27 protein-coding genes and 1 pseudogene are annotated in these 26220 nt (G+C 40.2%); 5 read left to right on the top strand and 23 right to left on the bottom strand.

The features are described from left to right. Nucleotides 1–50 precede the first annotated feature (50 nt). The 9 genes from RMY16_RS19990 to RMY16_RS20030 all read right to left on the bottom strand — a co-directional run bounded on the left by RMY16_RS19990 (nt 51) and on the right by RMY16_RS20030 (nt 8772). Complete coding sequence (locus tag RMY16_RS19990) at nt 51–1208, bottom strand: P-aminobenzoate N-oxygenase AurF (RefSeq protein WP_322737869.1); 1158 nt, start codon at nt 1206–1208, stop codon at nt 51–53. 39 nt (nt 1209–1247) lie between these two features. Beyond that, the gene (locus RMY16_RS19995; RefSeq protein WP_322737870.1) at nt 1248–2153 is read right to left on the bottom strand and encodes a ferritin-like domain-containing protein; all 906 of its coding nucleotides are present in this window, start codon (nt 2151–2153) and stop codon (nt 1248–1250) included. Continuing rightward, nucleotides 2137–3195 (bottom strand): aromatic ring-hydroxylating dioxygenase subunit alpha, encoded by a 1059-nt coding sequence (locus RMY16_RS20000; protein ID WP_322737871.1) that lies wholly within the window; start codon nt 3193–3195, stop codon nt 2137–2139. Before RMY16_RS20000 ends, RMY16_RS19995 begins: the two co-directional genes overlap by 17 nt. A gap of 5 nt (nt 3196–3200) precedes the next feature. Then, a complete protein-coding gene (locus RMY16_RS20005; protein ID WP_322737872.1) occupies nt 3201–3941 on the bottom strand; it encodes a hypothetical protein in 741 nt (246 codons plus the stop codon). A gap of 260 nt (nt 3942–4201) precedes the next feature. Further along, a complete protein-coding gene (locus RMY16_RS20010) occupies nt 4202–5206 on the bottom strand; it encodes an aromatic ring-hydroxylating dioxygenase subunit alpha (RefSeq protein WP_322737873.1) in 1005 nt (334 codons plus the stop codon). Next, on the bottom strand, nt 5190–5612 hold the full coding sequence (locus RMY16_RS20015) for an Mpo1-like protein (RefSeq protein ID WP_322737874.1): 423 nt from the start codon (nt 5610–5612) through the stop codon (nt 5190–5192). Before RMY16_RS20015 ends, RMY16_RS20010 begins: the two co-directional genes overlap by 17 nt. A gap of 260 nt (nt 5613–5872) precedes the next feature. After that, nucleotides 5873–6025, bottom strand: a complete 153-nt coding sequence (locus tag RMY16_RS20020; protein WP_322737875.1) for a hypothetical protein — start codon at nt 6023–6025, stop codon at nt 5873–5875. 3 nt (nt 6026–6028) lie between these two features. Beyond that, nucleotides 6029–6979, bottom strand: coding sequence for a DUF4365 domain-containing protein (locus tag RMY16_RS20025; RefSeq protein WP_322737903.1), 951 nt, complete (start codon nt 6977–6979; stop codon nt 6029–6031). Between the two features lie 86 nt (nt 6980–7065). Continuing rightward, entirely contained in the window at nt 7066–8772 is a 1707-nt protein-coding gene (locus RMY16_RS20030) for a D-aminoacylase (RefSeq protein WP_322737876.1), read from the bottom strand. A gap of 257 nt (nt 8773–9029) precedes the next feature. On the opposite strand from RMY16_RS20030, the gene RMY16_RS20035 reads away from it, so the two are divergent. The 3 genes from RMY16_RS20035 to RMY16_RS20045 all read left to right on the top strand — a co-directional run bounded on the left by RMY16_RS20035 (nt 9030) and on the right by RMY16_RS20045 (nt 11220). After that, nucleotides 9030–9884 carry a DUF5677 domain-containing protein gene (locus RMY16_RS20035; protein ID WP_322737877.1) on the top strand — a complete coding sequence of 285 codons (855 nt, stop codon included), beginning with the start codon at nt 9030–9032 and terminating at the stop codon, nt 9882–9884. A 77-nt stretch (nt 9885–9961) separates the two neighbouring features. Beyond that, nucleotides 9962–10828: a TIR domain-containing protein gene (locus RMY16_RS20040; protein WP_322737878.1), complete on the top strand. Its 867-nt coding sequence runs from the start codon at nt 9962–9964 to the stop codon at nt 10826–10828. After that, a complete protein-coding gene (locus tag RMY16_RS20045; protein WP_322737879.1) occupies nt 10828–11220 on the top strand; it encodes a hypothetical protein in 393 nt (130 codons plus the stop codon). The genes RMY16_RS20040 and RMY16_RS20045 overlap by 1 nt, the downstream gene beginning before the upstream one ends. Nucleotides 11221–11615: 395 nt before the next feature. Here the strand turns inward: RMY16_RS20045 and RMY16_RS20050 are convergent, their stop codons facing one another. The 5 genes from RMY16_RS20050 to RMY16_RS20070 all read right to left on the bottom strand — a co-directional run bounded on the left by RMY16_RS20050 (nt 11616) and on the right by RMY16_RS20070 (nt 16738). After that, a complete protein-coding gene (locus RMY16_RS20050) occupies nt 11616–12899 on the bottom strand; it encodes a glycosyltransferase (RefSeq protein ID WP_322737880.1) in 1284 nt (427 codons plus the stop codon). Between the two features lie 8 nt (nt 12900–12907). Further along, nucleotides 12908–13546: a YybH family protein gene (locus tag RMY16_RS20055; RefSeq protein ID WP_322737881.1), complete on the bottom strand. Its 639-nt coding sequence runs from the start codon at nt 13544–13546 to the stop codon at nt 12908–12910. A 126-nt stretch (nt 13547–13672) separates the two neighbouring features. Then, nucleotides 13673–13825: a hypothetical protein gene (locus RMY16_RS20060; protein ID WP_322737882.1), complete on the bottom strand. Its 153-nt coding sequence runs from the start codon at nt 13823–13825 to the stop codon at nt 13673–13675. Between the two features lie 190 nt (nt 13826–14015). Next, the gene (metX, locus tag RMY16_RS20065; RefSeq protein WP_322737883.1) at nt 14016–15095 is read right to left on the bottom strand and encodes a homoserine O-acetyltransferase MetX; all 1080 of its coding nucleotides are present in this window, start codon (nt 15093–15095) and stop codon (nt 14016–14018) included. 338 nt (nt 15096–15433) lie between these two features. After that, on the bottom strand, nt 15434–16738 hold the full coding sequence (locus tag RMY16_RS20070; RefSeq protein WP_322737884.1) for an O-acetylhomoserine aminocarboxypropyltransferase/cysteine synthase: 1305 nt from the start codon (nt 16736–16738) through the stop codon (nt 15434–15436). Between the two features lie 333 nt (nt 16739–17071). Here RMY16_RS20070 and RMY16_RS20075 point away from each other — a divergent pair, with 333 nt between their 5' ends. Next, a complete protein-coding gene (locus tag RMY16_RS20075; protein WP_322737885.1) occupies nt 17072–17740 on the top strand; it encodes a cytochrome P450 in 669 nt (222 codons plus the stop codon). 99 nt (nt 17741–17839) lie between these two features. On the opposite strand, the gene RMY16_RS20080 is transcribed toward RMY16_RS20075, so the two are convergent. Both RMY16_RS20080 and RMY16_RS20085 read right to left on the bottom strand, forming a co-directional pair. Further along, nucleotides 17840–18415, bottom strand: coding sequence for a GNAT family protein (locus RMY16_RS20080; protein WP_322737886.1), 576 nt, complete (start codon nt 18413–18415; stop codon nt 17840–17842). 59 nt (nt 18416–18474) lie between these two features. Continuing rightward, nucleotides 18475–19194 (bottom strand): glutathione binding-like protein, encoded by a 720-nt coding sequence (locus RMY16_RS20085; RefSeq protein ID WP_322737887.1) that lies wholly within the window; start codon nt 19192–19194, stop codon nt 18475–18477. 370 nt (nt 19195–19564) lie between these two features. On the opposite strand from RMY16_RS20085, the gene RMY16_RS20090 reads away from it, so the two are divergent. Then, on the top strand, nt 19565–20530 hold the full coding sequence (locus tag RMY16_RS20090; protein WP_322737888.1) for a class I SAM-dependent methyltransferase: 966 nt from the start codon (nt 19565–19567) through the stop codon (nt 20528–20530). A gap of 56 nt (nt 20531–20586) precedes the next feature. On the opposite strand, the gene RMY16_RS20095 is transcribed toward RMY16_RS20090, so the two are convergent. The 7 genes and pseudogenes from RMY16_RS20095 to RMY16_RS20120 all read right to left on the bottom strand — a co-directional run. Beyond that, nucleotides 20587–21723, bottom strand: coding sequence for an ATP-binding cassette domain-containing protein (locus RMY16_RS20095; protein WP_322737889.1), 1137 nt, complete (start codon nt 21721–21723; stop codon nt 20587–20589). A 26-nt stretch (nt 21724–21749) separates the two neighbouring features. After that, the gene (locus RMY16_RS20100) at nt 21750–22958 is read right to left on the bottom strand and encodes an FtsX-like permease family protein (protein WP_322737890.1); all 1209 of its coding nucleotides are present in this window, start codon (nt 22956–22958) and stop codon (nt 21750–21752) included. After that, complete coding sequence (locus RMY16_RS20105; RefSeq protein ID WP_322737891.1) at nt 22955–24043, bottom strand: ABC exporter membrane fusion protein; 1089 nt, start codon at nt 24041–24043, stop codon at nt 22955–22957. The genes RMY16_RS20100 and RMY16_RS20105 overlap by 4 nt, the downstream gene beginning before the upstream one ends. Before the next feature lie 457 nt (nt 24044–24500). Further along, nucleotides 24501–25268, bottom strand: a complete 768-nt coding sequence (locus RMY16_RS20110) for a class I SAM-dependent methyltransferase (RefSeq protein ID WP_322737892.1) — start codon at nt 25266–25268, stop codon at nt 24501–24503. 120 nt (nt 25269–25388) lie between these two features. After that, nucleotides 25389–25598 (bottom strand): DUF559 domain-containing protein, encoded by a 210-nt coding sequence (locus RMY16_RS33085; RefSeq protein WP_416211687.1) that lies wholly within the window; start codon nt 25596–25598, stop codon nt 25389–25391. A gap of 173 nt (nt 25599–25771) precedes the next feature. Then, nucleotides 25772–25924, bottom strand: coding sequence for a hypothetical protein (locus RMY16_RS20115; RefSeq protein WP_322737893.1), 153 nt, complete (start codon nt 25922–25924; stop codon nt 25772–25774). A 75-nt stretch (nt 25925–25999) separates the two neighbouring features. After that, a pseudogene (locus tag RMY16_RS20120) lies at nt 26000–26215 on the bottom strand (2Fe-2S iron-sulfur cluster-binding protein); the annotation flags it as partial. Nucleotides 26216–26220 lie beyond the last annotated feature (5 nt).

The raw sequence follows: 26220 nt of genomic DNA on the forward strand, positions 1-26220 counted from the left end.
ACAACTGAATTTCCCTTATTTTTAATAGTCTATTCATTTGCACCAAATCCCTATAAATTATCAGTATAATGCTGTTCAAAACTTTCAAAAGCCCTTTTGTGAGTCGCCAAATATCGAGAAATTGAATTTGTAGCCATCAGTGACATATCCCGATTCCGTTGCCAAAGATAATCGAGTTTTTCAACATACACCTGATAAGATTTCATCGCCTCTTTATGAGTTGAAAAACTGCGTTGTAATCCTTCCGACTCCTCCGTAAAACAACGCCGTATCATTTCTTTAGCATCTTTGTCACTCATCTCAAAAATGCGCGAGCGCAACACCCGATAAATCTTGTTATACAGCGCCGGATCGTACCAGAAAATCCCATTAATTGCAGCCGAAAAATGGAAATGATCGCGCTGACAGCCCAGCAATCCTAAATTAGCAACCAGTCGTTCAAAAGCAGTCGGTGGCTTAAGGCAAGTGACAACATCATGAGATATAATAGTCGAACTATTGAAGTGAAAACTTTCATCCATGAAGTGATAATAGGAGACTTTAGCAGGAATTGGAGCAGCTTCCGGATGAGGATGTTTTTGATAATAATTGCTGAGTTTGTGCTGTACTAACTTGCCGTTTAGTGTCCGCACTCCCCGGACTGTAAAATACTGACAAGCCAAAAAAGTATTATTCGCAGAAATCAGCCCAAAGTATTGAAGTTGAATTTTTTTCCACCAAGTTTTTAGGGCATTGGTGTCAGCATAAACCATCGTTTCTGTAAAGGGGCCGCGCATGGGGTAGGTAAAGATAAGTTCCCCAAATAACGCTTGTTCAACCTGTTTGGCAATTGTGCGGAAGGCGTTAATGTGCGATCGCTCTTGGGCGGATTCCAAATCTAAGGTATCGCAGATTAAGCGAAAATCCTCTTGAGCGTAAAGTCCGGCTGCACTAGTTTGATTGAAAAAGATAGTTGCAATTTCCGCAGAAACAATTTGTGAGTAGTAAGCTACCCAGTAAAGTTGGTTCAAAATTATACGCTGAGGTTGGCTGGATTGTTCCCATAAAGGTGTGCCATATAGCAGGGAAAATTCCTCTGGGTTCCAATACTCGTTTTGACAATCTTCGTAACGAAAATGGGTAACTGCTTCATCCATTAAAGCAGTATGGTCTTGCTGTTTGTTGCGGGTGTGGTTAATTTGTAATTTGCGATGAATAGTTTTTTCCATATCCGTTTTTATTTCACGCAGAGATAAGATTGATATTGATTACACACATTGATGGGCGGGGAGGGGTTGAAAGGCTCCGCGTTCTTCCAAAATTTGCAGGATAGACTGGGCTGATTTTATCCCCATGAGCGATCGCAATATTTGTAATCGCGTTCCGCTATGAGTTTGTGTATCTAGTTCTTCTAAAATTTTGATTTTTTGCGATCGCGTCAGATGTCCTTTCACTTGTTCGATTGCTACAAGTAAACTTTGCGGCCCCACCTGTACCATAAACAAAAACTGTGCCAATACATCAAGAATTGTTGTTTGACTGAATGCTGAAACATTAATTTGATTAAACAAGGTGGTTCCCGTGGCGTGATGACGGGATTCAGATTGTAAAAAACTGGAAAAAAGTTCTGCTAAAACTGGATAGCGGCATTCCTTTGCTAAACGCCGATAATGGCTTAAACCCCATCCTTCTAAAACTACTTGCAGCACAAACAACAAAACTGTTTTATCTGCACTTTCAACCACTTCTGATAGTAAGCGCAAAAACGGATCGTTCGTGCTAGTTACTTCCATTTCTGGTAAAAAATGGCTAATTTGGTGAAGGTGGGTAGCTTCATCAGCCGTAAACAGTCCATAAAGCATTCGTTCTTCAACTGTTTCTGCTAACAGTACCATTTTTGCCATATAGCCAACGCCCGCTTTCTCAATGAAATATGATTCTTCTAACAGGGTGCGGTTGGTAAGTTCCAGAATAGTAGATTGTTCATTAATATTAGATTGTTGAAAAATTTTGACTTTATGTAAATTGAAAAATTCAGCATCCCAATAATTTAATTGTGGGTAATTAACATAATTACTCTGATTGGGTAACGCTGCTGTTAATATCCGTCGCAAACGATTATCAGAATCTGTGTGTGGTAGATCAAAACCGACAATGTTATATTTTAAATCCATTTTTTTCCTGTTCAATTTGGGTTTGAATATTTGGATAATTAACAGTTTCCCAAGTTCCCCAGGTTAAGGCTTTTTGTTGATTAACGTGCTGAATAAATTCCAGAATAGATTGATCTGCTTTAGTGGGAGTCTTTAAATCAAACTGAATTGTTTGAAATACCTGTGTATCCCCTTTAGCGAAGTAATTACCAACCTGTTGAGTTAACCATAACAAACCACGATTTAAAACCCATCCCCAAAATCCCGAACGCTTAGGAGTGACAAGAATTGTTTGCCCTTCAGTTTTACCACCTTCGATCATTCGCAGTGTAAATATAATGTAGAAGTGCAGAAAATCCGGGCCTAGCGTCACAGTGCCAGTACTGCCATACCAATAACACATACTATAAGTAACCTCGTTGCGGTAGAAAGGACGAATCAGGCGGATTAACCAGGAATCATCCCCTCCTCGTGTAGTGTTGCTGAAGGTAATAGCATTGGGGTTGAGGTTTTGAGAATCAAATACAATCTCTAAAGGCAGATTGTGTACTGTATTGAAGTGGTGAGCATCAATCGCATTAATTAGTAAGACATTGGGATGGCAATTTTTGACAAAGCGAGTCCCCAATATATAATCACAATCTGCCTGTTCTAGTTCTGGTATAAAAGGCAGCGAACTTGGCTTTTCTTCTCCCACCCAAACCCAAATTATGCCGTATTTTTCTGCCGTGTGCCAAGTTTTAATACACACAGGTAGCGGTTTTCCCAAAGAAGGAACATCTACACAAATTCCGCGACTGTCATACTTCCAATTATGAAAAAAGCAGCGAATTCCATCACCTTCTACCTTACCTTCTGCTAAATGAGCGCCCATGTGTGGACAATAAGCATCTATAGCTACTACCTGACCGCTAACTCCCCGATAAATTGCCAGATTTCTACCTAGCAAAATTATAGCTTTTACCTTTCCAAGCTTTAATTTTTTTGATGGTAATGTCCAGTACCATCCCTCTATAAATTGTGTTGAGTTATTAAAGTTTAAGTGTGGGTTGGTAGATGGCATACAAGTTAAACAAGAACACAATCTTGCACAAATTTTAATGATGATTCTGACTTCCACATCCGTTGTCCAGAACGGGTGAGATTGTCATAATTAATTTCAGTTAAACAAACCAATTCATCACCTAACCGATAGCCAGGATTTTTTTCCTCGAAAAACTGGATATGAGGATTAGTTTGTCGTCCTGATGGAATTTCAATCAGCCCTTCCCGTAAAATTTGGGGATGCGGAAACCGGACAATACCAGTTGCTTCTTGATATAAGCTACCATAATATTCCTGTGCCAAATTACCCATTAGATGCTTAAGATCAGCAGGTGTTGTAATATCATAACGTGGGTAGAAATCTTGCCAAAAAGTAGGGAGAAAACGATAAGTGCGAAAACCAGAGCAAATTAGCAGCCAGTAAAGTTTATTTTCTGCATAATTTTGACGAAGAAAATTGATGGCGGCAATCCAACTACGTGGTAGTGTTGTACTCGACCAAGCACTAGGATCAACGATAGTGTCGCCGGAATATACCACACTAATTTTTTCTCCCAAAAAAGTCTTTTGGCATAACATCAAAGTTGAAAATCCTTTGAGTGTATTGGATGTTTCATCTCTCAACAACAAAACCCAGTTTTTGCGCTCTAGATCAATTTCAAACCCATCCCAGGTTATACCTTGAAAGTGATTTTGCAGCAACGCATACATGGCGGTGCGATCGCTTTGTTGCAAATTTTCAACAGGAATCAGCAAACTCTTCATTGCGCGGAAATTACCTAAACTCGATTTGTATTATATTTAATTAAAACTTTATCGACCATTATGGTAAATTTACGGTGTAATGTGACAGATTCCAGAATGGTTATTTACGCTACAATTCCGTATTCACATCTTGCACCTTCTCAATAAGGGTTGATGGAAATCGCCTACTCTACAAAATAATTAAGATGTATTTAGATTGGGAAACAAAACGCAACATTACCAAAACTTTTGTTGGGTTATGCGATCGCTAATCCAACCTACTATTCTACACCCCTATTTTTTGACCATCGAGACGGTTTTAGCTGATTCACATACTTCATATATTCAGCTAACGGCCGATCGATACTAAGGAGTAAATTTGGATTAAAGCAAATATTATCGTAAATTTTGCCATCTTCATCTCTAAGCATATAGTAAGCCAAGCGAGTACAGAATAGCAAAAACTGACTTAGCAGATATCCCACAATACCTTGACGTTTTTCAGTTACATAAATCGGTTGAATTATAGTTCTTCCAAGTGCAATTGGAGTATAAGCATATATCATATACAGTGGCGGAAAAAGCCTAACATCTTTCATCATTGTTAACAAGCCAATGCAACCGTGAGCATAACGCATTGAATACTGATATGTAGAACCCAGAAATCTTTGACCTAACTTTTCTCTCCAAGTAGTTTGAGGGAATTGTCCCCGCATTGTAAAGTCAATTTGCGTTCCTGATTCGCTGCAATGTAGCGATAGATCCATTTTGATGTCTAAATGATGAATTGTTTTTAAATGTTGAGCATCAATCCCATTCATCATACAAATATGATGATGGCACCTTCTTTCAAATGCAATATCAGCTTGTGTAACTATTTCTTTTCCCTTCAAGTCATCAAAATCAGCCACTCTCTCTGGTGCTTCAGTATCAGGATAAATCCAGATAAATCCATACTTTTCCTCTGTTGCATAAGCTTGTAACTTAGCTTGAGTAGGAATTTCTGATTGACAGGGAATATTTTGACAAATTCCTGTTTCATCAAATGCCCAATGATGAAATGTACAACGAATCCAATTACCATCAACCTTCCCAATTCCTAAATCTGTGCCCAAATGAGGGCAGTAAGCATCCAAAGCCCGTACTTGCCCATCTTCACCTCTAAAAATGGCAATTTTATGACCGCATACCTCTACAGATTTTGCTGTTTTTTTAGGGATTTCATGACTAGGACAGGCAATATACCAGCCTTGAGCAATTACATTCCAATTATTGAATATTTGCATAATTGTTTGATAGATAATTATTTAATATTTCTTGTCGTTGGCGAATATCATCTCGATATTTACCCGTCAAAATTCTAAATAACATTTTACCTAAACAATAAGAAGCCCGCCAAGAAAATACAGCATCTTGTAAATCAATATGGCTACGCTCAAATATAAAATGCCCAGTTAATCCAAGCAATTGAGTTAACGGTAAGCCCAAGAGCAACCAAAAATTTTGCGACTTCCAAGTATAAAAGAGTAAACCGTAAAAAAAGAATATTCCCAGAACGTGTAGAGTAATATTAATTGGATGTTGATGTTTGAGAACAAAAATATCCCAATAGTCTGTGAAAGGATGATCTATAATTTGATTATTAATTCCATTTCTCTCCTTTTGTTTAAGATTAAAATTGATATTAATCATAAGAGAGTAGATGAAGAATCAATATAATTTCTACCTTAATAGTCATTGTCAGTCACACAAATTCCTTTACATTTAATACCGTTCGTAGCAGTACGCTGACAATGAGAACATAAAACTTTTTCATTTTCTGTTTCTTGATTTATCTTTATACTAATGCTTGCCTGTAGCTTGTCTTTTTCGGTCTGAAGTTTTTCACTCATAAGTAATGTAGGGATTTTTTGCTGTTTAAATTTTACAAGTTATTTAGGAGTGATTATTGGTTAGACACTATCTAATATAGCAAAGTCATAACTGTCCTGAATAAAACGATCGCTCCACCTGCTGTAGGTATTACTCTCATAAAAATGGTGCGTTATATTTTCGTTAACGTAGGTAGCGTATGGGAAAAGCGATCGCACTTGACCAGATTCCACACCTTACATTCCATAATACTTACTACTGAATCCTACTGACAAAGGTGCGCCCTCATACTGGCAAGATATGCTGACTTTTAACTTCCTCTTGTGGTCATAATAGGTGTGAAAGTGCGTCTGTTTGCGGACTAGTTCTAACTCGGACGGATTAATACTAAGTACACCCAAGATTTGCTCAGAATCGAACGGGCGACTTTGACTCCAGGGCGCAGTCTTTTTGATTTCAACATCCACATAGCTGATAAAGTTTCCTTCTGCCTCTAGTACCATGTGCGATTGCTCAGAGTCAATGATAATGTTACCCACTTCATTAGGCTTCCCCCCAACCGCTTTTGCAGCTTCTGTGATAGACATTCCAATATACTGGAAAGGACGATGGAAGGGTGCAATCACTATATCTAATCCAGAATTAATAGCTCTCTCTATAGCATCTGCAAGAATCAACGTTCCAAGATAATTGCCATGTTGAGGAGTAACAGAAGCCTGTGAATTAACTATTGAAACTAATTGAGGTGGTAAAGAGTTTATATCTTGCTCAAAACAGTTTTGAATAGAAACTGGGATCGATACCTTTTTTTGTTTTTGCCAGTTTTTATTAAATGAACTAAGAAAGTTTTTTGGAAAAGACCAATAAAAAATGTAATTTTGGCAGTCAACAATAATTAAGAATGTGGGATTTTTCTGAAGCAACCAATAATTAAGAGTCGTTACTGCAATAGGAACTGTAATTGAATCGCCTTTTACTTCAACTTCTTCTGTACCTTTACATTGAATGTTAAATAACTTTCCAGTTGGGTACTCTCCCTGCGTAATTTCACAGATAAAATCAATGCCAATATCCAGTTCTTGAGGAACAGGAATAACAATGCAAAATTTAGTAAAAACTGATTTGAGGAAGTCCGCCGCACTTTGGCCGATTCTCTGAGACTTTGTACCTTTTGGTAACTTGGTCATCACAGTGTTATAAACTTTCTCGCAATCTTAACTCAACTGCTATCTAGGATGATAAATAGATAGGAGTAGCAATACCTGAAGTAGAACTAACAAGGAAACAAAACAGTTCCCAATTTTTCACGCCCCAAACGATCGCTCACTTTCCCCCGACAAACAACCCGAACCCCATTAACATAAACCCCTTGCACAATCTCATCTGAACCACGCTTAACCATCCGAAGTTCACCATCTAAAACGGGATCTGATATCTGCACTTGCGGGCTAATTGGCTGATTTAAAGCATTGGCATCGAGTAAAACTATATCTGCTTTCGCACCAAGTTTGATAACTCCCGTATCAAGACGGAACCAACCAGCAGGTTCTCCGGTAACGCGGCAAATTGCAGCTTCCGGTGAAAGAAACTTCGTTGCAACTGCTTGTTTGAGTAAAGATAAAGCTCCATCATAGTAGCCCAGGTTACGGACGTGAGCGCCAGCATCGGTAAAACCAGGCAAAATATGAGGATTCTGCATCATCGCTAAACGGGGTTTTAGGCGATCGTTCGCTCCTGTCGCCACCCAGCGCAAATCTGTATCGTATTTTTGTAATGCGTGGATAAATAAATCCACTGGTTCTTGTTGGTTTTGACGAGCAATTTGGGCAAAACTTAACCCTTGCCAACTTGCTTCGGGACAGTGAATAACTTCCATCAAATCTAACTGACGATGGAATGATTTACGCCGTTTACTCAGCCATTCTTGGCGAAACTGACGACGAAATATTTCCGATGCCCATAGTTGTTGTCTTTCTTCTCGTGACTGACAGCCATTGAGTTGTGCGCCTGTGGAGAATTCTTCAAATAAGGGAGTTACAGATCCATCAGAGTAAATGGTGAAAGGTTCAGTTAGGGTTTGAAAGCGCACATTACCATTTAGAAGCCGATTCCAAATAAAAAGTAGGGGGGAAAATATTCGCCATAGTTTGCGATCGTGTACGGCATCTAAGGCTGAGAGGACAGTTAGCCGCAGTGGTTTTTGTCCAATCCCTGAACCCATACGCAGAATATCCACAAAGGAAGCGAGTCGTTGTAAATTGGGTGTGACTTGAAAAACACGTTGGCTATGCCGACACAAATCCGCCAACATTGCATATTCTTTAAATTTGGCGTGTTGAGAGGGAATTGTACAGCCTTGCCATTCTCCACTCATCCGATGCCAAGGAAACATATCAATAGAAATGCCAATAAAGCCAGCATCTATTGCATCTCTGGCTATGCGCTGCATAAGTTTTAGTTCAAATTTTGTCGGCTGAACTGTTAAACTGCGTTCTAATCCCATCACATAAGCGCGTAAAGCACTGTGTCCAAACATTGGGGCAATATTGGGGCCAAGGGATAACTGTTGCAAATGCTGTAAATATTCTGCTGGTGTTTGCCAGGAAACCGACTTTTGTAGCCATTTTGCAATCAGCCGATGGGAAAGTGTCTCTACTCTCTGAAAAATATCAGCCAAGATTTGGGGTTGGGCGATCGCAACAGACAAGCTACAGTTACCAATAACCACGCTAGTAACACCATGACGCACTGATTCGCTCAATCCTGGTGCGATTTCTAACTCTAAATCGTAGTGGGTGTGAATATCGATAAATCCAGGTGTCACCCATAACCCAGAAGCATCAACTATTTCAGCAGCTTCAACAGATAAAGATGGAGCAATTTCCACAATCTGTCCATTTTCAATCCCAACATCGCCGCGAACAGGTGCAGATCCTAAACCATCAAAAATTAATCCGTTTTGAATCAGCAAATCCAACATGATTCTTTGTTGCCTTTTGGTTGTTATTGGATCTGTTTAAAATAATTATAGGCTGGGAATTTATTGTAAATGGTGATCGCTTGTGATTGAATATTGTCAACATACCGATAACCTCCTGAACCCCGATTGCTCAATAGTATAATGGCAAAGCTTAAAGTATCCTGTGCAACCAAGGTGTAAGCTTCAAACTGTTGCCTAGTGCAGCAATAGCTTGTGTTACAATCGCGCAACCCATCTACATCTAAAAACTTACTAAAATGACTCGGTTATATTCGATTATTGAAAAACTACACAATGTATACGAGATTGGATACAAAATTTCTATTTTGGAAACAGGAATAAATTGCACTACAAACCGCACCTATTATGGTGAAATGTTATTTACAAAAATAGTTCAACATACTGGAAGTGTTATACGTCTCTTACCGAATTTAGAGGCTAGTAACGAAAGATGGATAGATATAGATGTTTCATCTATTGCTAGTTTGACTAGAGACGTAATGGAGGCGTTCTCTGTCTTTAAGTACATCTGCATTGATAAACTATCTGAAGAAGAGTTTGAATTTCGTATCCATCTTTTGTCGCATCATCAATCATGTGACATGCTTAAGATAATAGAATTGTTGGGTTTTGATTCAGACAATAGTACATCTTCTTTCTATAAATGGATAAAACAATGTACTTCATTATATTTAACGCAATCTAATTTTTATCAAAATCTTGATAACAAACTAAAGCAGAGATTGTTGAAAGGTGACAAAGCATTTCTCCGTAATCTAAGCGAAATAAGCAATGACTCAATCGGTGTAGAAGCACAGTCAGCACTCTATAGATTATTCTCAACAAGCACCCATTCCTTTCCTCTAGGAATTCAGAACGTTACTGGTGGAGGCTCAAATAATCCACTTAATAAACAGCATCTTTTGTCGCTGTCAACACGAGCCTGTGTATTGTACTTATCACTTTCAATACGAAATTACATTCGTTTGCGGTGGAGACACGGAAAATTATTAACCGATGAAGAGAAATCTTTCATACATATCGAATCTAAGCGAAACTTTATAGAAGAATGGATTTTAACGGTCAAAGAGCAAGAGCGGATTCTTTGCTAATAGAGAGGTCTAACACCTATAAGTTATGTTAGTAGTATGAGTAGTTTTCTTCTGCTTCTGAGCCAAAAAACTGGAAGATGAGCAATATTTATAACTTGGAGACAAGACCACAAGTTTTCGTAAGTTATGCAAGTGCCGATAAAGCAGTTGCACGAGTAATTATGGAAGGTCTGCGATCGCGGAATATCAATGTATGGTTAGATGATTATGAACTCTATCCAGGAACGCATTGGACTGAATCTATTCGCTCCGCAGTTTCAGCAAGTGCCTATTTTCTGCTTCTCTTGTCCAAACATTTGGTAAACTCCCATTGGGTAAGCAAAGAAACTGAAGCTGTACTGAAAGAGTTGCAAAACCGAAATATCACATTCTTACCTGTTCTTTTAGAGAATTGTGAGATTCCATCATCATTTGCTACATATCAGTTTTTTGATATGAGAAGTGGAATAGAGGAAAATTTAGAAAAGCTCGTTAACGCACTTAGCTCTACTGTGGAGATTGATTTTGAGAAATTGTCTCCACACACCTTTGAACAACTGGTTACGGATCTTCTTCAGAAACTAGGTTTTATCAATCTGCAATCGGAGAGCAAACAAAGTGATTCAGGTATTGATGCTATTGTTGAATTCCGACATAAAGATCCTTTTGGTGCTGAAAATCGGGAGGTATATGCAGTTGAAACAAAATTTTACCGTGATTCCCGTGCTGACTTGCGAACACTCAAGCAATTGATCGGTTATGTAAAGAACGATCCAAAGATTGATAAGGCACTGCTTGTTACAAACGGAAATCTTACATCTGTTGCTCTTGATTGGGTAAGCGATGCTCCAAAATTAACTGGTATCCCAATCCGTGTTGTTGATGGAACAGAGTTAAAGCGGCTTCTCCTTCAAAACACCGATCTAGTTTCCAAGTACTTTACTGCCAGTGTAGGTCACGCTTAATGAGCGGAATTACTGGTTTTATCAATCGGCTTGATAACTGTCCTGCTGGTCAGAAAGGTTGGCGAGAATTTGAAGATATGTGTGTAGAAATTCTTGAATTTTTATTTGTCCCGCCGTTGGTAAGACCAATTATTCAGCCACGAACATACTCTGGTACAAATCGACGCGATGCAGTATTTCCAAATCGAAATTTTGATGAAAAACACAGTTGGGGCTTGCTTCTTCGTGAACTGGAAGCAAGATTGGTGCTATTTGAGTTCAAAAATTATGATGCAACAGATATTGGACATGAGGAAGTAATTCAAACTGATAATTACTTGACAGAGCCTATGGGTAAGCTTGCAATAATGGTGTGCAACAAACTTCCTAACGATGGCGCTCATATCCAGTGAAATAATATTTACAGTCGCCGTCGCAGAGTCATTCTCTTCATGACGAAGGAGCATTTGAAGGAAATGCTCTTCATTAAGGAAAGAGGAGAAGATCCATGTGATTTAATTGTCGATCTAGTTGAACGATTTTATCTACAACACGAGTAAAAGTAATAAATAATATTTTTCCCTCTGTGTGAAAACGCATCCGAAAGATCGCCTTTTAATTATGCCTCCATATCCAACGGTTTTCTGAATACTAGCCACCAGTGGAACAGTAGTATTGCTTCCCTACTTTCTAAAAATGAAGAATCGCTGACACCATTTGCTATAAATTGAATTCGGAGATTTTTTACTTTAAAAGCTTACTGGTTAAAGACTTTACTACCTAATTATAGAATATACTGCAACTTTACCTAAGTAATTCGACCACGATGCTCAGTTTTAACCCAGCGCGATCGCTCCCTTTGAACACACATTTTGAAAGTAGTCATAATCATCACAGGAATCCAATGCACCATGTATAATGACCCTTGAATTGTTGCCCAAATCAAAGACCATCTTCGTAAATTTTGAAATTGGTAAAGTCCAGCAATAAAGGCAATTGTCAGAATGATACTGAGTAGTGTTTGCAGTGGAAATAGAACGGGATGATGACTATAAAATATTGTCCAAAGTAAATCAGGAATTAGTCCAATTGGTAGCAGAAATTGCAATAGAAAAAATAGTAGTAAATCAATTTCTTTCGCCCAACCTAAAGTCAGAATTTGCGGAAAATAATCTAGGTAACGCTGATAACCACCTTCAGCCCAACGACAGCGTTGATACCAAAGTTTTTTCCAAGTAGTTACACCTTCTTCCTGAATTGATGGAACTGTCAAAAACTCAATTTCCGCATCTGCTAAATAGAGTTTGAAGCAAAGATCCAAATCATCGGTGACAGTGTTCTCATTCCAACCTTGACACTTTTCTAATAATTCCCGACGAATTAACATCCCATTACCGCGCAGTTCAGACATTCCACCGATAGCAATGCGATGAGTTTGTAAAAAGCTATCACAGCACATTTCCATCTGCTGACAACGGGTTAAGAAATTGGTATTAGCATTAGAAATCGCTTTTCGCACTTGCACTGCACCGATCGCTTGCTTCTGAAACAAAGGTACTGTTTGCTGGAGAAAATTGGTAGGTAATTGAGCATCCGCATCGCAGACTAGGATAATCTCCCCTTGGGTAAAGGGAAACACCGCATTCAAAGCCCCTGATTTACCACCTTTTGATTCCCGTCGATGAACTTGTAAAGATGGAAATTGAGTTTGTAATTCTCTCAATATCTGGGGAGTTTCATCGGTACTACCATCATCAACAATCCAGATATCTAGGGAATCGCTAGGATAATTCAATTGGCATAAGCTGTAAACTAAATTAGCCAAGACTGAACTTTCATTTTTAGCCGGAACTAAAATCGAAACTGGCGGTGAATTAATCTCACTCTCCATCACCGCCGCCACTGGTTTTGATAGCAGCATCCTTAACGTTTGCACAGTCAGGATTGCCGTTAATACCAGCATCAACCATTGTGTTTCTGGTAGCCAGTGCAGCAAACTCACGCTACACCAAACTAATAAAACTACTATGGTTGCTTTGAGACGGCGATGAAAGCTAATATTTTTACTAAGCTGATAAGTACTTCTTCCCACTTTATTGGTTATATCCTTTCGGTTCGTGGCTTAGTCCGGCGACGTAATAGTAACATCGTCACTGCTCCTAAAAGGAAACCGCCGACTCCTGCTGCAATTGCTAGAATTCGTCCCGCTTGTTGGGCAGCATTCAACACTGGGTTATTCAACAGATTGGAGGAGAAATGCAGCGATTGAATCGTCCATTTATCTTGGAGCTTTTGCAGCACGGCTGTCCATCGTAACGCCATATCAGCCGCTTTGCCATCTTTGAAAGAAAAAGATGCGATCGCTTCTCCAGAGGCAATATCTATTTCTGGAGTGAGAAATGTTCTGAGAGTATCTCCCTTTAATTGCATTTTGATATCTTTAATAGAACTGGAAAACTGCTGATTCCAGTACTTTTCAAACTCAGGAACTTTGTGAAAAATCTGGTTATCAACTGTTGTGATTGTGAAATTTGGGTGCAAGTAAGGTTGTATTTTGGCAAAATCACGAGTGTTTAGGGCTTGCAGCGCAATATCCCGTGTGCGAATAATTGCATTTATCTCCTGTGGATTGACATCTGCCAGAGCGTATTGGGGTAGATTCCAAATTACCAACACTAACAAAACACTCCAAAGTAGCTGAGTGCATTTGTATATGCTTGCCCATCTCTGTTTCATCATCTAAAAAACCTGTAGATTGGGTGATACTTACCGATAATTGTTTTAATCTTAATACCCATATTTTGCCACTTCTGTTGACTAGGGCTGATTAAAAGAATTTTTACAAAGATGTTTCGACTCCCTTCCCTACGACGCTAGCTTGCTTCCACGTTCGCGCAGCGTGCCGTAGGCAAGTGGTACGACTACGCTACCTCGGCTTTGCTCGGCACAATTCAGGGCAAGTCGCTCAACAACCAAGCTGGAAGGTTTCCACAGATACCCACCGCAAATCTGATACACTATCTTTTAGTTGGCGCTGTCGCAAAATCTCAACTCCCGCGACTGTCGCCACTCTATAAATTTTTTCTATCATATACACAAGCTTTAATTTAATAGGGTGCGTTATGCAATTTATTCCTAACTCACCGAAAATCTCTGACGGTGCGTTACGCTGACGCGATAACACACCCTACAAAATGAGATTATTGAGTTAGGAGGCTGAGAAATCTAAAGTTTGCCGAAAAGAGATCAGCAGTTCATTCAATGCAGCCATGTCAATTAAAAATGCATCATGTCCGTGGGTTGAATTCAGCCATGCCAGTTGAGCATTAGGGATTAAATTTGCCAATTCTTTTTGTTCTACTGGAGGATAGAGGATATCAGAATCAATGGCGACAACTAAAGTTGGTTGCTGGATACTTTGCAGAATAGATTCATAATCTGATAAATGTGAACTGGTGCGATCGCGTGCAATATCGTGGCGATCCATTGCGTGGGTGAGGATAATGTAACTGTTGGCATCAAATCGTTCTGTTAGTTTTTGACCTTGATGCTGTAAGTAACTGGCTATAGCAAACTGTTCAGATGCATCATACTGCCGTCCAAAGCGGCTTGTAAAACTATCCCAAGAACGGTAAGTAGACATCGCCATCATCCGCGCTACTGCTAGTCCTTGGTTCGGCGGCGCATCCAAGGTGTAGTTCCCTCCTTGCCAGTTTAGATCGGCATAAATTGCCTGTCTTTGGGCTTCACTTAATCCAATACACCAAGCTGAATGTCTGCCAGAAACTGCGATGGGTGCAATTCCTTCTACCTTTTCTGGATATAATAATGCCCACTCCAGTGCTTGCATTCCACCGAGTGAGCCACCAATTACTAACCGCAGAGATTGAACACCCAGGTATTCTAGTAGTACAGCTTGCAGGTGAATCATATCTCGGATTGTAATCTTAGGAAAGCATACGCCATAAGGTTTTTCTGTTATGGGGTTGATAGTGGTTGGCCCAGTTGTGCCGTAACAACTTCCCAAAATGTTGCTGCATACAATAAAGTCGCGTTCTGGATTGAAGGCTTTCCCTGAACCAAATAAAGGTTCCCACCAATCATCAGCATCAGCGGAACCAGTTAAGGCATGACAAATTAGTACCCCATTATCGCCTTGAGCATTTAACTGTCCCCAGGTGCGATAGGCCACCTGAACCCCAATTAATGTTTCGCCCCCTTCTAGTTGAAATGGTACTGTAAGCTGGTAAAACTGGGTTTGCGGCGAGATGAAGTTTGAGTAGATCATAACTAGAGCAGAGGAGCAGGGGAGCAGAGGAGCAGGGGAGCAGGGGAGCAGGGGAGCAGGGGAGCAGGGGAGTTGTAAGCTAATCGTCATTCATTTTTCTAGAAAGATTCATTTGTAGTAAGGGCTTCATATCATGCCCGCCAAATTACCCATAATAAAAGAACCTCACCCCGCCAAAGCTGTGCTTCCCTCCCTGCTGTTCGGGAGGGGGTGGGGGTGGGGTGATTCGGGTTTAATAAGTAATCAACCAGACATAATATCAGCCCTGCTTTTATGCAACTTAGTAAGTTTTATCCCCTTTGCCCCTCTGCCTCTTGTGCCCAATGCCCAATTGAAAACTAAATCCTAACTTGCTGGAATGCCTGCTGGAAATCTTCTTTGATGTCGTCGATATGTTCAATTCCCACTGATACTCGTACCAAATCGGGTGTCACACCTGCTGAAAGCTGTTCGTCATTGCTTAATTGTTGATGGGTTGTAGAAGCAGGATGAATAACGAGGGTTTTCGCATCACCAACATTTGCTAAATGACTCGCTAATTTCACATGATTAATAAAAGCTCTACCCGCCTCTAGTCCACCTTTGATGCCAAAGTTTAAAACTCCCCCAAATCCATGCCGAAGATATTTCTTCGCTCGCTCATGATATGGGTGATTGGGAAGTCCGGGATAATTAACCCAAGATACTTGCTCTTGCTGCTCTAACCACCGAGCCAATTCTAGGGCATTGCTCACATGACGCTCTACACGTAGAGAGAGGGTTTCTAATCCTTGCAGTAACAGAAAGGCGTTAAATGGACTCAAGCACGGGCCAAAATCTCGTAACCCTTCAACTCTCGCGCGAATAATAAAGGCAATGTTACCAAAGGAACCATTAGGGCCAAATACTTCTTGGAAATTTAGCCCATGATAGCCGGGTGCTGGCTCAGTAAATAGAGGAAATTTGCCATTACCCCAGTCAAATTTACCCGAATCGATGATTACGCCACCAATGGAAGTGCCATGTCCGCCAATCCATTTAGTTGCAGATTCTACTACAATGTCTGCACCATGCTCAATGGGCTGAGCTAGATACCCACCAGCACCAAAGGTATTATCCACAATTAAAGGAATGCCGTTTTCGTGGGCAATATGAGCTAAAGCGGCAAAGTCGGGAATGTTGAATTGAGGATTGCCAATGGTTTCAACGTATAACGCTTTCGTGCGATCGTCGATCGCCTGACGGAAACTTTCTGGGTCATCTCCCTCAACAAACTTGACTTTAATACCTAAACGCGGTAAGGAAACTTTAAACTGGTTATATGTTCCTCCATACAGAAAATTAGTGGAAACAATATTATCCCCAGCCTGAGCGATGGTACTGATCGCCAAAAATTGCGCCGCTTGCCCACTAGCGGTTGCTAATGCTGCTATACCTCCTTCTAAGGCAGCAACCCGCTTTTCAAATACATCCGTTGTCGGGTTCATGATGCGGGTGTAAATGTTACCAAATTCCTGGAGAGCAAATAACCGCGCTCCGTGATCGGCGTCGTTAAAAACGTAGGAAGTCGTTTGGTAAATCGGTACAGCACGAGCATTAGTTCTAGGAGCCGGCTCTTGTCCAGCATGAACTTGCAGGGTTTCAAAACGATATTGTTCTGACATAAGCAGTTATTTTAGTTTCCAATTATACAAACAAGTAATAATAATTGAGCCTGGTTTTGGACAAATCAACGGTAATTCGTAAGATTTACCGTATTTTAACTGGTTGCGTCCAGGATTTCTCATCTTTTGCACAATAAATTGGGAAATAGACAATGGGAATTAACACCTCTTAATTTATATTTAGAAAAAAAGCGTGTGAGTCGTCATGCAAATAGACCAACCTTTTAGAATTAATGCTGCCCAACCAGACAAACTAAAACAATTTCTTCCCAAACCTTTAATTATTTCCAGCCCAGCGCTAATTTTCGGAAGATTGCGTGAGACAGCACGATCTTGTTAAAGCTAGACTCAGATGAAGAAGGAAATAGTTTAGCCCAGTCGCAGATCGTAGACGAACTGATACACTTATTAAATGCAGCGCATTTCACTACTGCTACATCCTTAACCTGGGCAATGGTTGAATTAGCTGCGCATCCACAATGGCGTGACAAACTCCGCCAAGAACTTACAGAAGTTGTCAAAGATGAACCTTTGAATTTGGGACACCTCAAGCAACTTAATCAAATGACTTATTTTTTCAAAGAAATAGAACGACTTTACAATCCCGCAGGTGTAGTATTGTTTCGGGGAGTTGTAAAAGAAATTGAATACGCAGGTTATCGCATTCCTCCCGGTTGGGTGGTGATTGTTGCTCAAGGATTAACGCATCGCATGAGCGAGATTTATACTAACCCAGAAAGTTTTAATCCAGAACGCTTTGCTCCCCCCCGCGAAGAAGATAAAAAAGACTCCTTTGCTTTAATTGGTTTTGGTGGAGGCGAACATATATGCATTGGAATGGAGTTTGCCAAGATGGAAATGAAGATTTTTTTGGCAATGTTGCTGCAACGATATGATTGGAAAGTGACACCAGAATATGAACCTAATAACTATCATCAACCACCGTTTCAAGTAGAAGGAAAATTACAGGCGCAAGTCAGGAACCTCAAACGGAGAAACTAAGCTCAACATCATCCTGTATCCCTTGCTAATACTAATTCAATTAATGGTTGCAACACATTCTTGGGTAAAGATGTTATGAATCGCGTCTTTACAGATGGCCTATTTGTCGCATTCTTTTTCCAAATTGGTATTATTTTTAAGCATAAATTGCTCCAGATCGTGATATTGCCCTTTGAAGAAGCCATTCTGTTTCTTTACACCCTGACTGTGAAAACCTAACTTTTCTAGCAGCTTTTTTGAAGCGATATTTTCCAGCATGACTTGGGCAATAACGAAACGCAAACCCATTTTTTGAAACCCAAATTGCAAGATAGTACTCACTGCCTCCGTCATAATGCCTTGCCTCCAAAAAGTACTAGCAAGCTCATAACCGACTTCAGCTGAGTGTTCTTGTGGGTTTACCCGAAACCCACAAGAACCAATCAAAATGTTGTTTTGCTTATGGACAATTCCCCAGCGAATAGCATCTCCTTGCTCAAAACGCTTGGCTCTACGTTCAATTACAGCGATCGCTTCTTTAATAGAAGTGAAGGTATCAAGATCGTGAAACTTAGTCACGCCTGGATCGGAGAATACAGCAAAGATAGCCTCAGTATCCTGCAACGTTGTCTCACGAAGAAGGAGCCTTTCTGTTTCTAATTCAGGAAAGGAAGATAGTGAGAAATTGTTGCTCATAATTGCTCCTTTAGAGCTTACTTAGCGATCGCCACAGTAACAAGACAATTTCATTAGGCTCAAGGTTGAATAGTCTTTGCCGATTGGTTAAATAACAAATCCCGTGACTTATCAGGATCGAGCGCCTGAGTTTGCAATGCTTCAGCTTTCTCGTAGGCACGAATTGTTGCTGGACGGGCTTTAATTGCCTCAAACCAGCGCTTGAGATGAGGAAAATCTTCTAGGTTTTGACTTTGGCGTTCATAGGGTACAATCCAGGGATAGGCAGCAATATCGGCGATAGAATAATCACCAGCCACAAATTCTCTATCTGCTAGTTGCTTATTCAGCACTCCATATAAGCGTCCCGTCTCATTCACATAGCGGTTAATGGCATATTCAATCTTTTCAGGAGCATAGGCGCTAAAGTGATGATTTTGTCCCGCCATTGGCCCCAGTCCTCCCATTTGCCAGAACAACCATTCTAAAACTTGAGTGCGTTGGCGTAGCCCGCCGGAGGCATCGCGTAAATCTTGGGGGATTAATTTCCCGGTTTTTTCTGCCAAGTATAGCAAGATTGCACCAGACTCAAATACCGAAATCGGCGCACCTCCATCTGCTGGTTCGTGGTCAACGAGCGCGGGGATGCGATTGTTAGGAGAAATCTTTAAAAATTCCGGTTTAAATTGATCCCCAGCCCCAATATTCACAGGAATTATGGTATATTGCAAACCGGCTTCTTCCAAGAAAATCGTAATTTTATGACCGTTTGGGGTTGTCCAATAATAAAGATCGATCATGGTTATCTTCCCTAAAATTGTGCGAGTGTTTTTTAAGCCAATAGTGCGGACAGCTTTTTCGGATTTCTCACAAAATCTGAAAAGAAGAGGGCGAAAGCTGCAAAAATGTATATACAGTAAGTATTTTAGCACTTTATACCCAAAAGTATTGTCCTAGAGTTAAGATGGAAAATCGTTTTCAGAATGGAGCTATAGCCCCATACTGGACTATTTTGCTGGGCTATTAATGATTTTGCATTACAAAAAAAAGACGTAATGCTTAAAAAAAATTAACTAGTTCATCTGTAGGGACAATGACGCTTTTCGAGAAGTTGGTGAAGTTGCATTGTCACCCCAAAACCTAAAATTTCAAATACTTAGAGAGTAACTTATGAGTGAAAAAACAGTAAGCGTGATTAAAGGAAACTTATTGCCAAAAGGAGATTATGTTTCGTCAGGATTTTCCACTATTCAGCCAGATTCATATTTTCCCAATATAACTTTAGGAAATAAATATGATTCTTTTTGGCTTTACTTGCGGCGGGATATTACTCATAACTGGTATGTGGATAAGCGACGGCAAAAGGTAGGTTTTGTAAGCAGAGATGAAGCTCATATTCTATACAATACAGCCTTAAAATTTCGAGGAAAAAAAGCTTTAGAAATAGGTTGCTGGATGGGTTGGTCAGCTTGTCATCTGGCTTTAGGAGGAGTAGAGCTAGATGTAATCGATCCGATGCTATCTGAACAATTATTTAATGAAAGTGTTACAGAGTCACTAAAGTCAGCAGGCGTTAAAGAATCTGTAAATCTCATACCAGGATCTAGCCCTCAAAAAGTAGAAGAGATAGCAAATAAATTTCAACGTAAATGGTCATTGATATTTATAGATGGTAATCACGAAGCACCAGCACCGCTCAATGATACAATTATTTGCGAACAACTTGCAGAAGCAGATGCTTTAATTTTATTTCATGATTTGGCTTCTCCCGACGTAGGTCAAGGTTTGGACTACTTAAAAGAGAAAGGGTGGAACACAATGGTGTATCAAACTATGCAAATTATGGGAGTTGCATGGCGAGGGAATGTTGTGCCTGTAATACATCAACCAGATCCTAATATTAACTGGCGCTTACCTCCACATTTACAAGGTTATTTTGTAAGTGGTTCAGTTCAAACTGCGGCGGAAGATAAAATTGCAGAAATTCTCAGAGCAGTTCGGCCATTTACTTTATTGAGTGAAAGAAAGTTATTCTCGCTTTATAGTCAGGCAAAACAAGTATATTGTTATCTTTTTTGGCTGCCAAAAATGTTACTACAAGCGATCGCTAGAATCAAACCTATCAAGCGCGACTAGCTTTAATAATTGCAATATTCGTCTATCTACTGCAAATCAGCCATCATAGCCAGTCGCTAGTGATGGCTTTCTCTGGATGAAACATAGAGTTTCAATTCATCATGCCCCTGTAGCTCGTCTTGATAGAACAATTTTATTGCTTGGTAGTCCAAAAGTGCATGAGTCATTTTTGAACTGACGATCATTTCATGAAAATCGGAACGATCGATGGCAATAACTTTGATCGCTGCGTTATGTGCCACACGTACAGTTGCTTTGCGCGTGGTTTCGTGCAGTAATCCTATTTCACCAAAATAGTTATTAGGCCCCAATGTGTTTAATAATTTTGATTCCGAACCTGAAAACTCTTGAATGATTTCTACCTCCCCTTCAATCAAGATATAGAATTTATCAGCCACATCACCCTGGCGGATAACAATTTCACCGGGCTGGAAGGTCAACATTTTTAACCTGGGAATCAACTGAATTAATTGCTTATCCGTTAAGGTTGGTAAAGCAACAGATAGCTGACCCTCATAGTCCACATCCAGTTTGCCATCTTCCATACGCACGATGCGATCGCTAGCCCCAAAGATCCGACTGTCATGGGTAACAATCAAAACCGCACTTCCTTGTTCTTTCGCCAGTGTCGTCATCAGTTCGGTGACTTCTTGCCCTGTTTGCCGATCTAAAGCGGATGTAGGCTCGTCGGCCAGAAGTAATCGAGGACGGTGAACGAGGGCGCGGGCGATCGCCACACGTTGTTTTTGCCCGCCAGAGAGATCCCTGGGGTAAGCATTCAAGTGTTGCCCTAGCCCCACTGCTTTCAGAATTTGCGAACTTTGGCTTTTTGCTTCTTGAGGGGTGAAATCATCCTGTAATTCCAGAGAAACCATCACATTCTGCTGGACAGTCATAAAATCTAGTAAGTTAAAATGCTGAAAAACATAGCCGATTCCTCGCCGTATTTGCATTCGCTGGATTTCGTTGGCTCCCTTCAATTCACGATCCAAGACTTTGAGACTGCCCTCTTGAACAGAACGCATACAGCCAATTAGAGATAGTAGCGTTGTTTTCCCAGAACCAGATGCTCCAGTTAAAATAACAACTTCTTTTGGGTAAATATCCAGATCGATTCCAAATAAGATTTGTCTTTGACTTCTGCCTTCCCGGTAATAATGATTCAGCCTTTTAATGGCTATAACCTGATTCATAAACCTATAAAATTAAGGAATAAATTTTACTTAAAAACATCCACTGGATCTGCATCTTTAACCTTTAGTAAGGAAAGTCCTGCTGATATTATGCAAATCATGCAGACTAATCCTAAAACAAATAATCCTGATTCTACAGTCATTTGGATAAATATTTTTGTAGTTTTAACTAGATAATCATAAGCCAAGCATGATATTATTGCACCTGGAATATATCCGGCAATAACCAAAAATATTGCCTCTTGAAAAACTATAGAAACTAAAGAATTGTGGTTCAGACCCAAAGCCTTTAACGTTGCATAATTGGCAAGATTATGCGTAACCTTTACATAAAGTATTTGGTATAAAATAAAAATACTAATAATGATAGCAATAATCAAAATGAACCGAAAGATGAAGCCCATCGGTGAGTTGCTTTCATGAAATATTTTTTCTCTGGCGATTAATTCTGATTTAGAAAATATTTTAATGTTTGCCGGAAGATAAGTTCTTAATTGCTCAACAGTTTGCTTTATATTGGCATCTGAATTAGCATCTAGCTTTAATTTAATTAAGCCAGCATCTATTTTTGTCAGGCTCCGCCCAAATAATTGACTAAAAGTTGTTGGATTAATAATAAAGCTAGCATCATAAGCATTATTAACCCCTAACTCAAAAAGTCCAACAACTCTAAGTTCTCGCAACGATCCAGTAGCTCCTGCTAAAACTTCTGCCGATGAATTTCCTGTTTCGTTGAATTCAGTAATGATGGGATTAAATTCATTTCTGGCATTACGGTCGAATAAAGCAAATCTTTGCTTGTTTAGTTTTTCAATATTCTCTTTAAGTCCGGGAAGATTTAGTGTTTCTATATTAGAAGGAATGCCTATAACGTTAACTCTAATACGATAAAGAGATTGATTTCTATCGTACCATTGGGTTGAAGTAATATAAAGTGGCGCGACAGATTCAACGTTCTTTAACGCTAGTGCTTGATATAAAGGTCTGGAGGAAAACGTTACTGGTTGCAGTACAGTTGAAGAGAGAGAGCTAACTAAAACAATATCTGCATTAAAATTTAAAGGTAATTGCAATGCCCCTTCTAAAAAGGCATTTCTCAGCCCAAGCTGCATAAAAATGAGAAATGTAATGCAAAAAATTCCCACAATTCCCGCTATAGTTTGATTGCGTTGATATCTCAATTGCAACCAAGCAATGGGAATTTTTTGAATTTCAATTATAAAACGTCGAATCATTCTTTAAGTCCTATAGATACATCAACTTTGAGATTTGTCATTCCTGCTACAACACGGCTATTTTCCCGATTCAGGAGAATTTTTACTTCTACCACATGAGCATCCACATCTGTTGCGGCATCTGTATCTAAAACATCGCGTTTACCAATTTCTAAACCTACTTGGGATACTTTTCCAAAGAGCGGTTTAGTGAGGCTGGGACTGGTAATCGTTGCTGTTTGGCCTAGATGGATTTTGGGGATATCTGTTTCGTAAACCTCTGCTACTACCACCATTTGCATCGTATTACCTAAACTCACGATGCCTTTCGTCCCCACCATTTCACCGGGAAAGGTTTGCACCTTAATGATTTGTCCAGTTCGGGGCGATCGCACCACACTCAAGGCTAATTCCGCCTGAGCCTGCACCACCTTTGCCTTTGCCTGTTTCACTTCTGCCTGAGACAACTGCACATCTACTGGACGAACTTCTGCCAAACTATTCAAAGAGGCACGAGCTTGATTCACCTGTCGTTGTGCCGCTTCCATCCCCAAGCGTTTGCTATCGTACTGGGAAGCCGAAACTGCTCCCTCATGGTACAAACTGCGATACCGTGACTCCTCCATCTGAGCATTTTTCAATTCCGCTTCCAAACGAGCGATCGCTGCTTGTTGAGCTTGTAAATCTCCCTGTTTCGCCCCCGCTCGTACCTGCATTAATCGCGCTTGGGCTACTCTCACTTCTTCTAGCGCCATATTCACAGTTGCCAGACGACGAGTATAATTATCCAACACTGCAAGCACTTGCCCCGCCTTCACCCAATCTCCTTGCTGCACGCGTAGCTGTTGAATGCGGGCTGATTCCGTTGAAGAAGGTGGAAACACTTGAATTACTTCTCCTTCAGGTTCCACACGCCCCAAAGCCGTCACCGCTTGCAGCACCACTGGAGTTACAACCACTGGCTGAGGTTTAACTGCTTCACTCGTCCCCATCATCCGATATGCGATCGCCCCACTAAGCGCGATCCCTCCATAAAATACTGTACTTAAAAATACGGTTAGTATAGTATTTTTACTGTTATCATTACGGGTAAATAAATGTGTCATAGTTCTTCATGTTTGGAGTATAAAACTATTGTTAGATATAAGATATAAGTCAACTTCACCTTGATAAAGTAAGAGATAAAAGCATAAATTATCTGGTAAAGTTTTTATCCCTACAATATATATTGTTCCCATTTTTACTGCCAATCGCTATATACTGACTTCTGCAAGAAACTGAGTCATATCGTCTCCGCTTGATTACTTATTAAACGCAAAGAACCCCACCCCGCATTTGCTGACACAAACGCTCCCCTCCCGAAGAGCGGGGAGGGGTTGGGGGTGGGGTGTAAGGGACTTTTGCAAGAAGTCTAATATCAAGCCCAAGCCTTTATAAGGGTTTCACCTTAAGTTGACACCAATGGTTGGGGGTATCTCCCCTTGAAAAACAAGCTAACCGAATGGTTTTAAGATGCCATTGTGAAGCAATTGCTAATAAATCTATAACTATATATATACTTTTTCATAGCGGTGATTTGGCGATCGCTGCCCAAACTCTATGGTGAACCTGAAGAATTGGTGTAGGATATTTTGCTTCGAGTAATGTTGCCAATTCTTGATCAAATACTTCAACCTTTTCTAGTGTCATACTGGCTCCCACGCCTGCACTAGCACGAATTCGCCCCCGCCAATCTTCGTGTGTATAAGATACAAATACATCATAAGAAAATGTGCGGATTTCTCGGAATCCTCCTTCGCCAATGTCTTGTAACCACAAGGGATACATACCATTCCCGCCGCCCAGATTCCACGCTGGATTATGAGCCTTAATCAGTTGTTCTGTTGCTTCAACTACATTACCTTTTAAAGGTATCCAATCAAAATGTGCGATCGCGATCAAGCCATTTTTTCTTAATATCCGAGTAATTTCCTGGACAGCACGCGGACGATCGAACCAATGCCAACATTGTCCAGCAGTGACTACATCAGCACTTGCGTCTGGTAACTCGGTATTCTCGGCGGTTGCGACTCGATAATCTACTTTCAGTTGCATAGATTCGCTTAACTGTCTCGCTTGTTCTAAAAGTGATGCTGATGAATCTATGCCAATTACATAAGCACCTCTATCGGCAAAGCCCCGTGCTAATGTTCCTGTTCCTGTGCCGAGGTCAACAATATTCTGCCCTGGTAAACCCATACCATATTCAGACAATCTATTAAATAATGAACTGGGAAAACCAGCGCGGTGTTTTGCATAATCAGTAGCAGTTGCACCAAAATCAATTTTCATACCTGCAAAACTATTCTTGTAACAATTGTCTTGGCTAAAAGTTCTCTACCCAGGGGCGTAATTCTACATCATTAAATATTTGCTCATTACTAAAGCGAATCACTGTAAATTGATTAGATTTTAACCAGTTTTCCTGATAAGATATTGAGCTTGCTGATTTGCATGAATACTACCATCTAATTCGATAATGATAATTAGTAATTTTTCGTGACAATAAAAATCAGTGATATATCTACCAATATTATGTTGTGTGCAAAATTTTGTATTTAACAAACGTCTATTTCTTAAACCCTCACCCCTAGCCCCTCTCCCAGAGGGAGAGGGGAACAAGATTTATCTTGTTGATATTTATTCTCTTCTTCCTCTTTTTCTTGACTCCCTTTCCCTTTGGGAGAGGGTTGGGGTGAGGGCTTATATTCCATAATTCTGCACCTACAACAAACTCATTTGTCCCCTTATCTTTTCCCTTTTTTATCCAGACTTAGAGCGGTTGTAAGTTTTGATTAATTTTTCAGACAATGCAAATTAACAAAAAGTTGCTGCACATCTAAACTCATTTGCGATCGCAGCTTAATTGCCATACATTTTTTAGGGTGACGAACATAATGGGGGGCTGCTACCACCAGCAACGGAAGCAGCAGCCCAATAAGCAGCATTTTCACCCAGAGAAACGAGATTTGAAAAGGGTTTGGGCTTAAGTTGACACCAATGCCCTCAATCCTCACCCACTCTTAACCGTTAAGCACTTCCTCTTGATAGGTTTCAATTACACAGTCAGAAGTAGCATAGGCCACGCAGGTGAGGACGAATCCTGCGTCAATTTGCTCGTCGTCTAAGAAGTTCCGATCATGTTGGTTCACTGTACCTGAAATCAGCTTCCCGGTGCAGGTAGAGCAAGAACCAGCGCTACAGGAAGAAGGCAAGTCCAGATCATATTCCTCGTTAGCGATCT

The sequence above is a fragment of the Nostoc sp. DedQUE12b genome (assembly GCF_034530835.1).
Classification (GTDB): domain Bacteria; phylum Cyanobacteriota; class Cyanobacteriia; order Cyanobacteriales; family Nostocaceae; genus Nostoc.

Bases quoted from the DNA above. Each gene is read 5' to 3' on its own strand.
- RMY16_RS20055 (WP_322737881.1), bottom strand. From the start codon at position 13,546: ATGATGAAACAGAGATGGGCAAGCATATACAAATGCACTCAGCTACTT.
- RMY16_RS20040 (WP_322737878.1), top strand. From the start codon at position 9,962: ATGAGCAATATTTATAACTTGGAGACAAGACCACAAGTTTTCGTAAGT.
- RMY16_RS20030 (WP_322737876.1), bottom strand. From the start codon at position 8,772: ATGTTGGATTTGCTGATTCAAAACGGATTAATTTTTGATGGTTTAGGA.
- RMY16_RS20100 (WP_322737890.1), bottom strand. From the start codon at position 22,958: ATGATTCGACGTTTTATAATTGAAATTCAAAAAATTCCCATTGCTTGG.
- metX (WP_322737883.1), bottom strand. From the start codon at position 15,095: ATGATCTACTCAAACTTCATCTCGCCGCAAACCCAGTTTTACCAGCTT.
- RMY16_RS20090 (WP_322737888.1), top strand. From the start codon at position 19,565: ATGAGTGAAAAAACAGTAAGCGTGATTAAAGGAAACTTATTGCCAAAA.
- RMY16_RS20110 (WP_322737892.1), bottom strand. From the start codon at position 25,268: ATGAAAATTGATTTTGGTGCAACTGCTACTGATTATGCAAAACACCGC.
- RMY16_RS20025 (WP_322737903.1), bottom strand. From the start codon at position 6,979: ATGACCAAGTTACCAAAAGGTACAAAGTCTCAGAGAATCGGCCAAAGT.
- RMY16_RS20105 (WP_322737891.1), bottom strand. From the start codon at position 24,043: ATGACACATTTATTTACCCGTAATGATAACAGTAAAAATACTATACTA.
- RMY16_RS20045 (WP_322737879.1), top strand. From the start codon at position 10,828: ATGAGCGGAATTACTGGTTTTATCAATCGGCTTGATAACTGTCCTGCT.
- RMY16_RS20000 (WP_322737871.1), bottom strand. From the start codon at position 3,195: ATGCCATCTACCAACCCACACTTAAACTTTAATAACTCAACACAATTT.
- RMY16_RS20035 (WP_322737877.1), top strand. From the start codon at position 9,030: ATGACTCGGTTATATTCGATTATTGAAAAACTACACAATGTATACGAG.
- RMY16_RS19995 (WP_322737870.1), bottom strand. From the start codon at position 2,153: ATGGATTTAAAATATAACATTGTCGGTTTTGATCTACCACACACAGAT.
- RMY16_RS20070 (WP_322737884.1), bottom strand. From the start codon at position 16,738: ATGTCAGAACAATATCGTTTTGAAACCCTGCAAGTTCATGCTGGACAA.
- RMY16_RS20080 (WP_322737886.1), bottom strand. From the start codon at position 18,415: ATGAGCAACAATTTCTCACTATCTTCCTTTCCTGAATTAGAAACAGAA.
- RMY16_RS20095 (WP_322737889.1), bottom strand. From the start codon at position 21,723: ATGAATCAGGTTATAGCCATTAAAAGGCTGAATCATTATTACCGGGAA.
- RMY16_RS20010 (WP_322737873.1), bottom strand. From the start codon at position 5,206: ATGCAAATATTCAATAATTGGAATGTAATTGCTCAAGGCTGGTATATT.
- RMY16_RS20015 (WP_322737874.1), bottom strand. From the start codon at position 5,612: ATGATTAATATCAATTTTAATCTTAAACAAAAGGAGAGAAATGGAATT.
- RMY16_RS20115 (WP_322737893.1), bottom strand. From the start codon at position 25,924: ATGCTGCTTATTGGGCTGCTGCTTCCGTTGCTGGTGGTAGCAGCCCCC.
- RMY16_RS20085 (WP_322737887.1), bottom strand. From the start codon at position 19,194: ATGATCGATCTTTATTATTGGACAACCCCAAACGGTCATAAAATTACG.
- RMY16_RS20005 (WP_322737872.1), bottom strand. From the start codon at position 3,941: ATGAAGAGTTTGCTGATTCCTGTTGAAAATTTGCAACAAAGCGATCGC.
- RMY16_RS19990 (WP_322737869.1), bottom strand. From the start codon at position 1,208: ATGGAAAAAACTATTCATCGCAAATTACAAATTAACCACACCCGCAAC.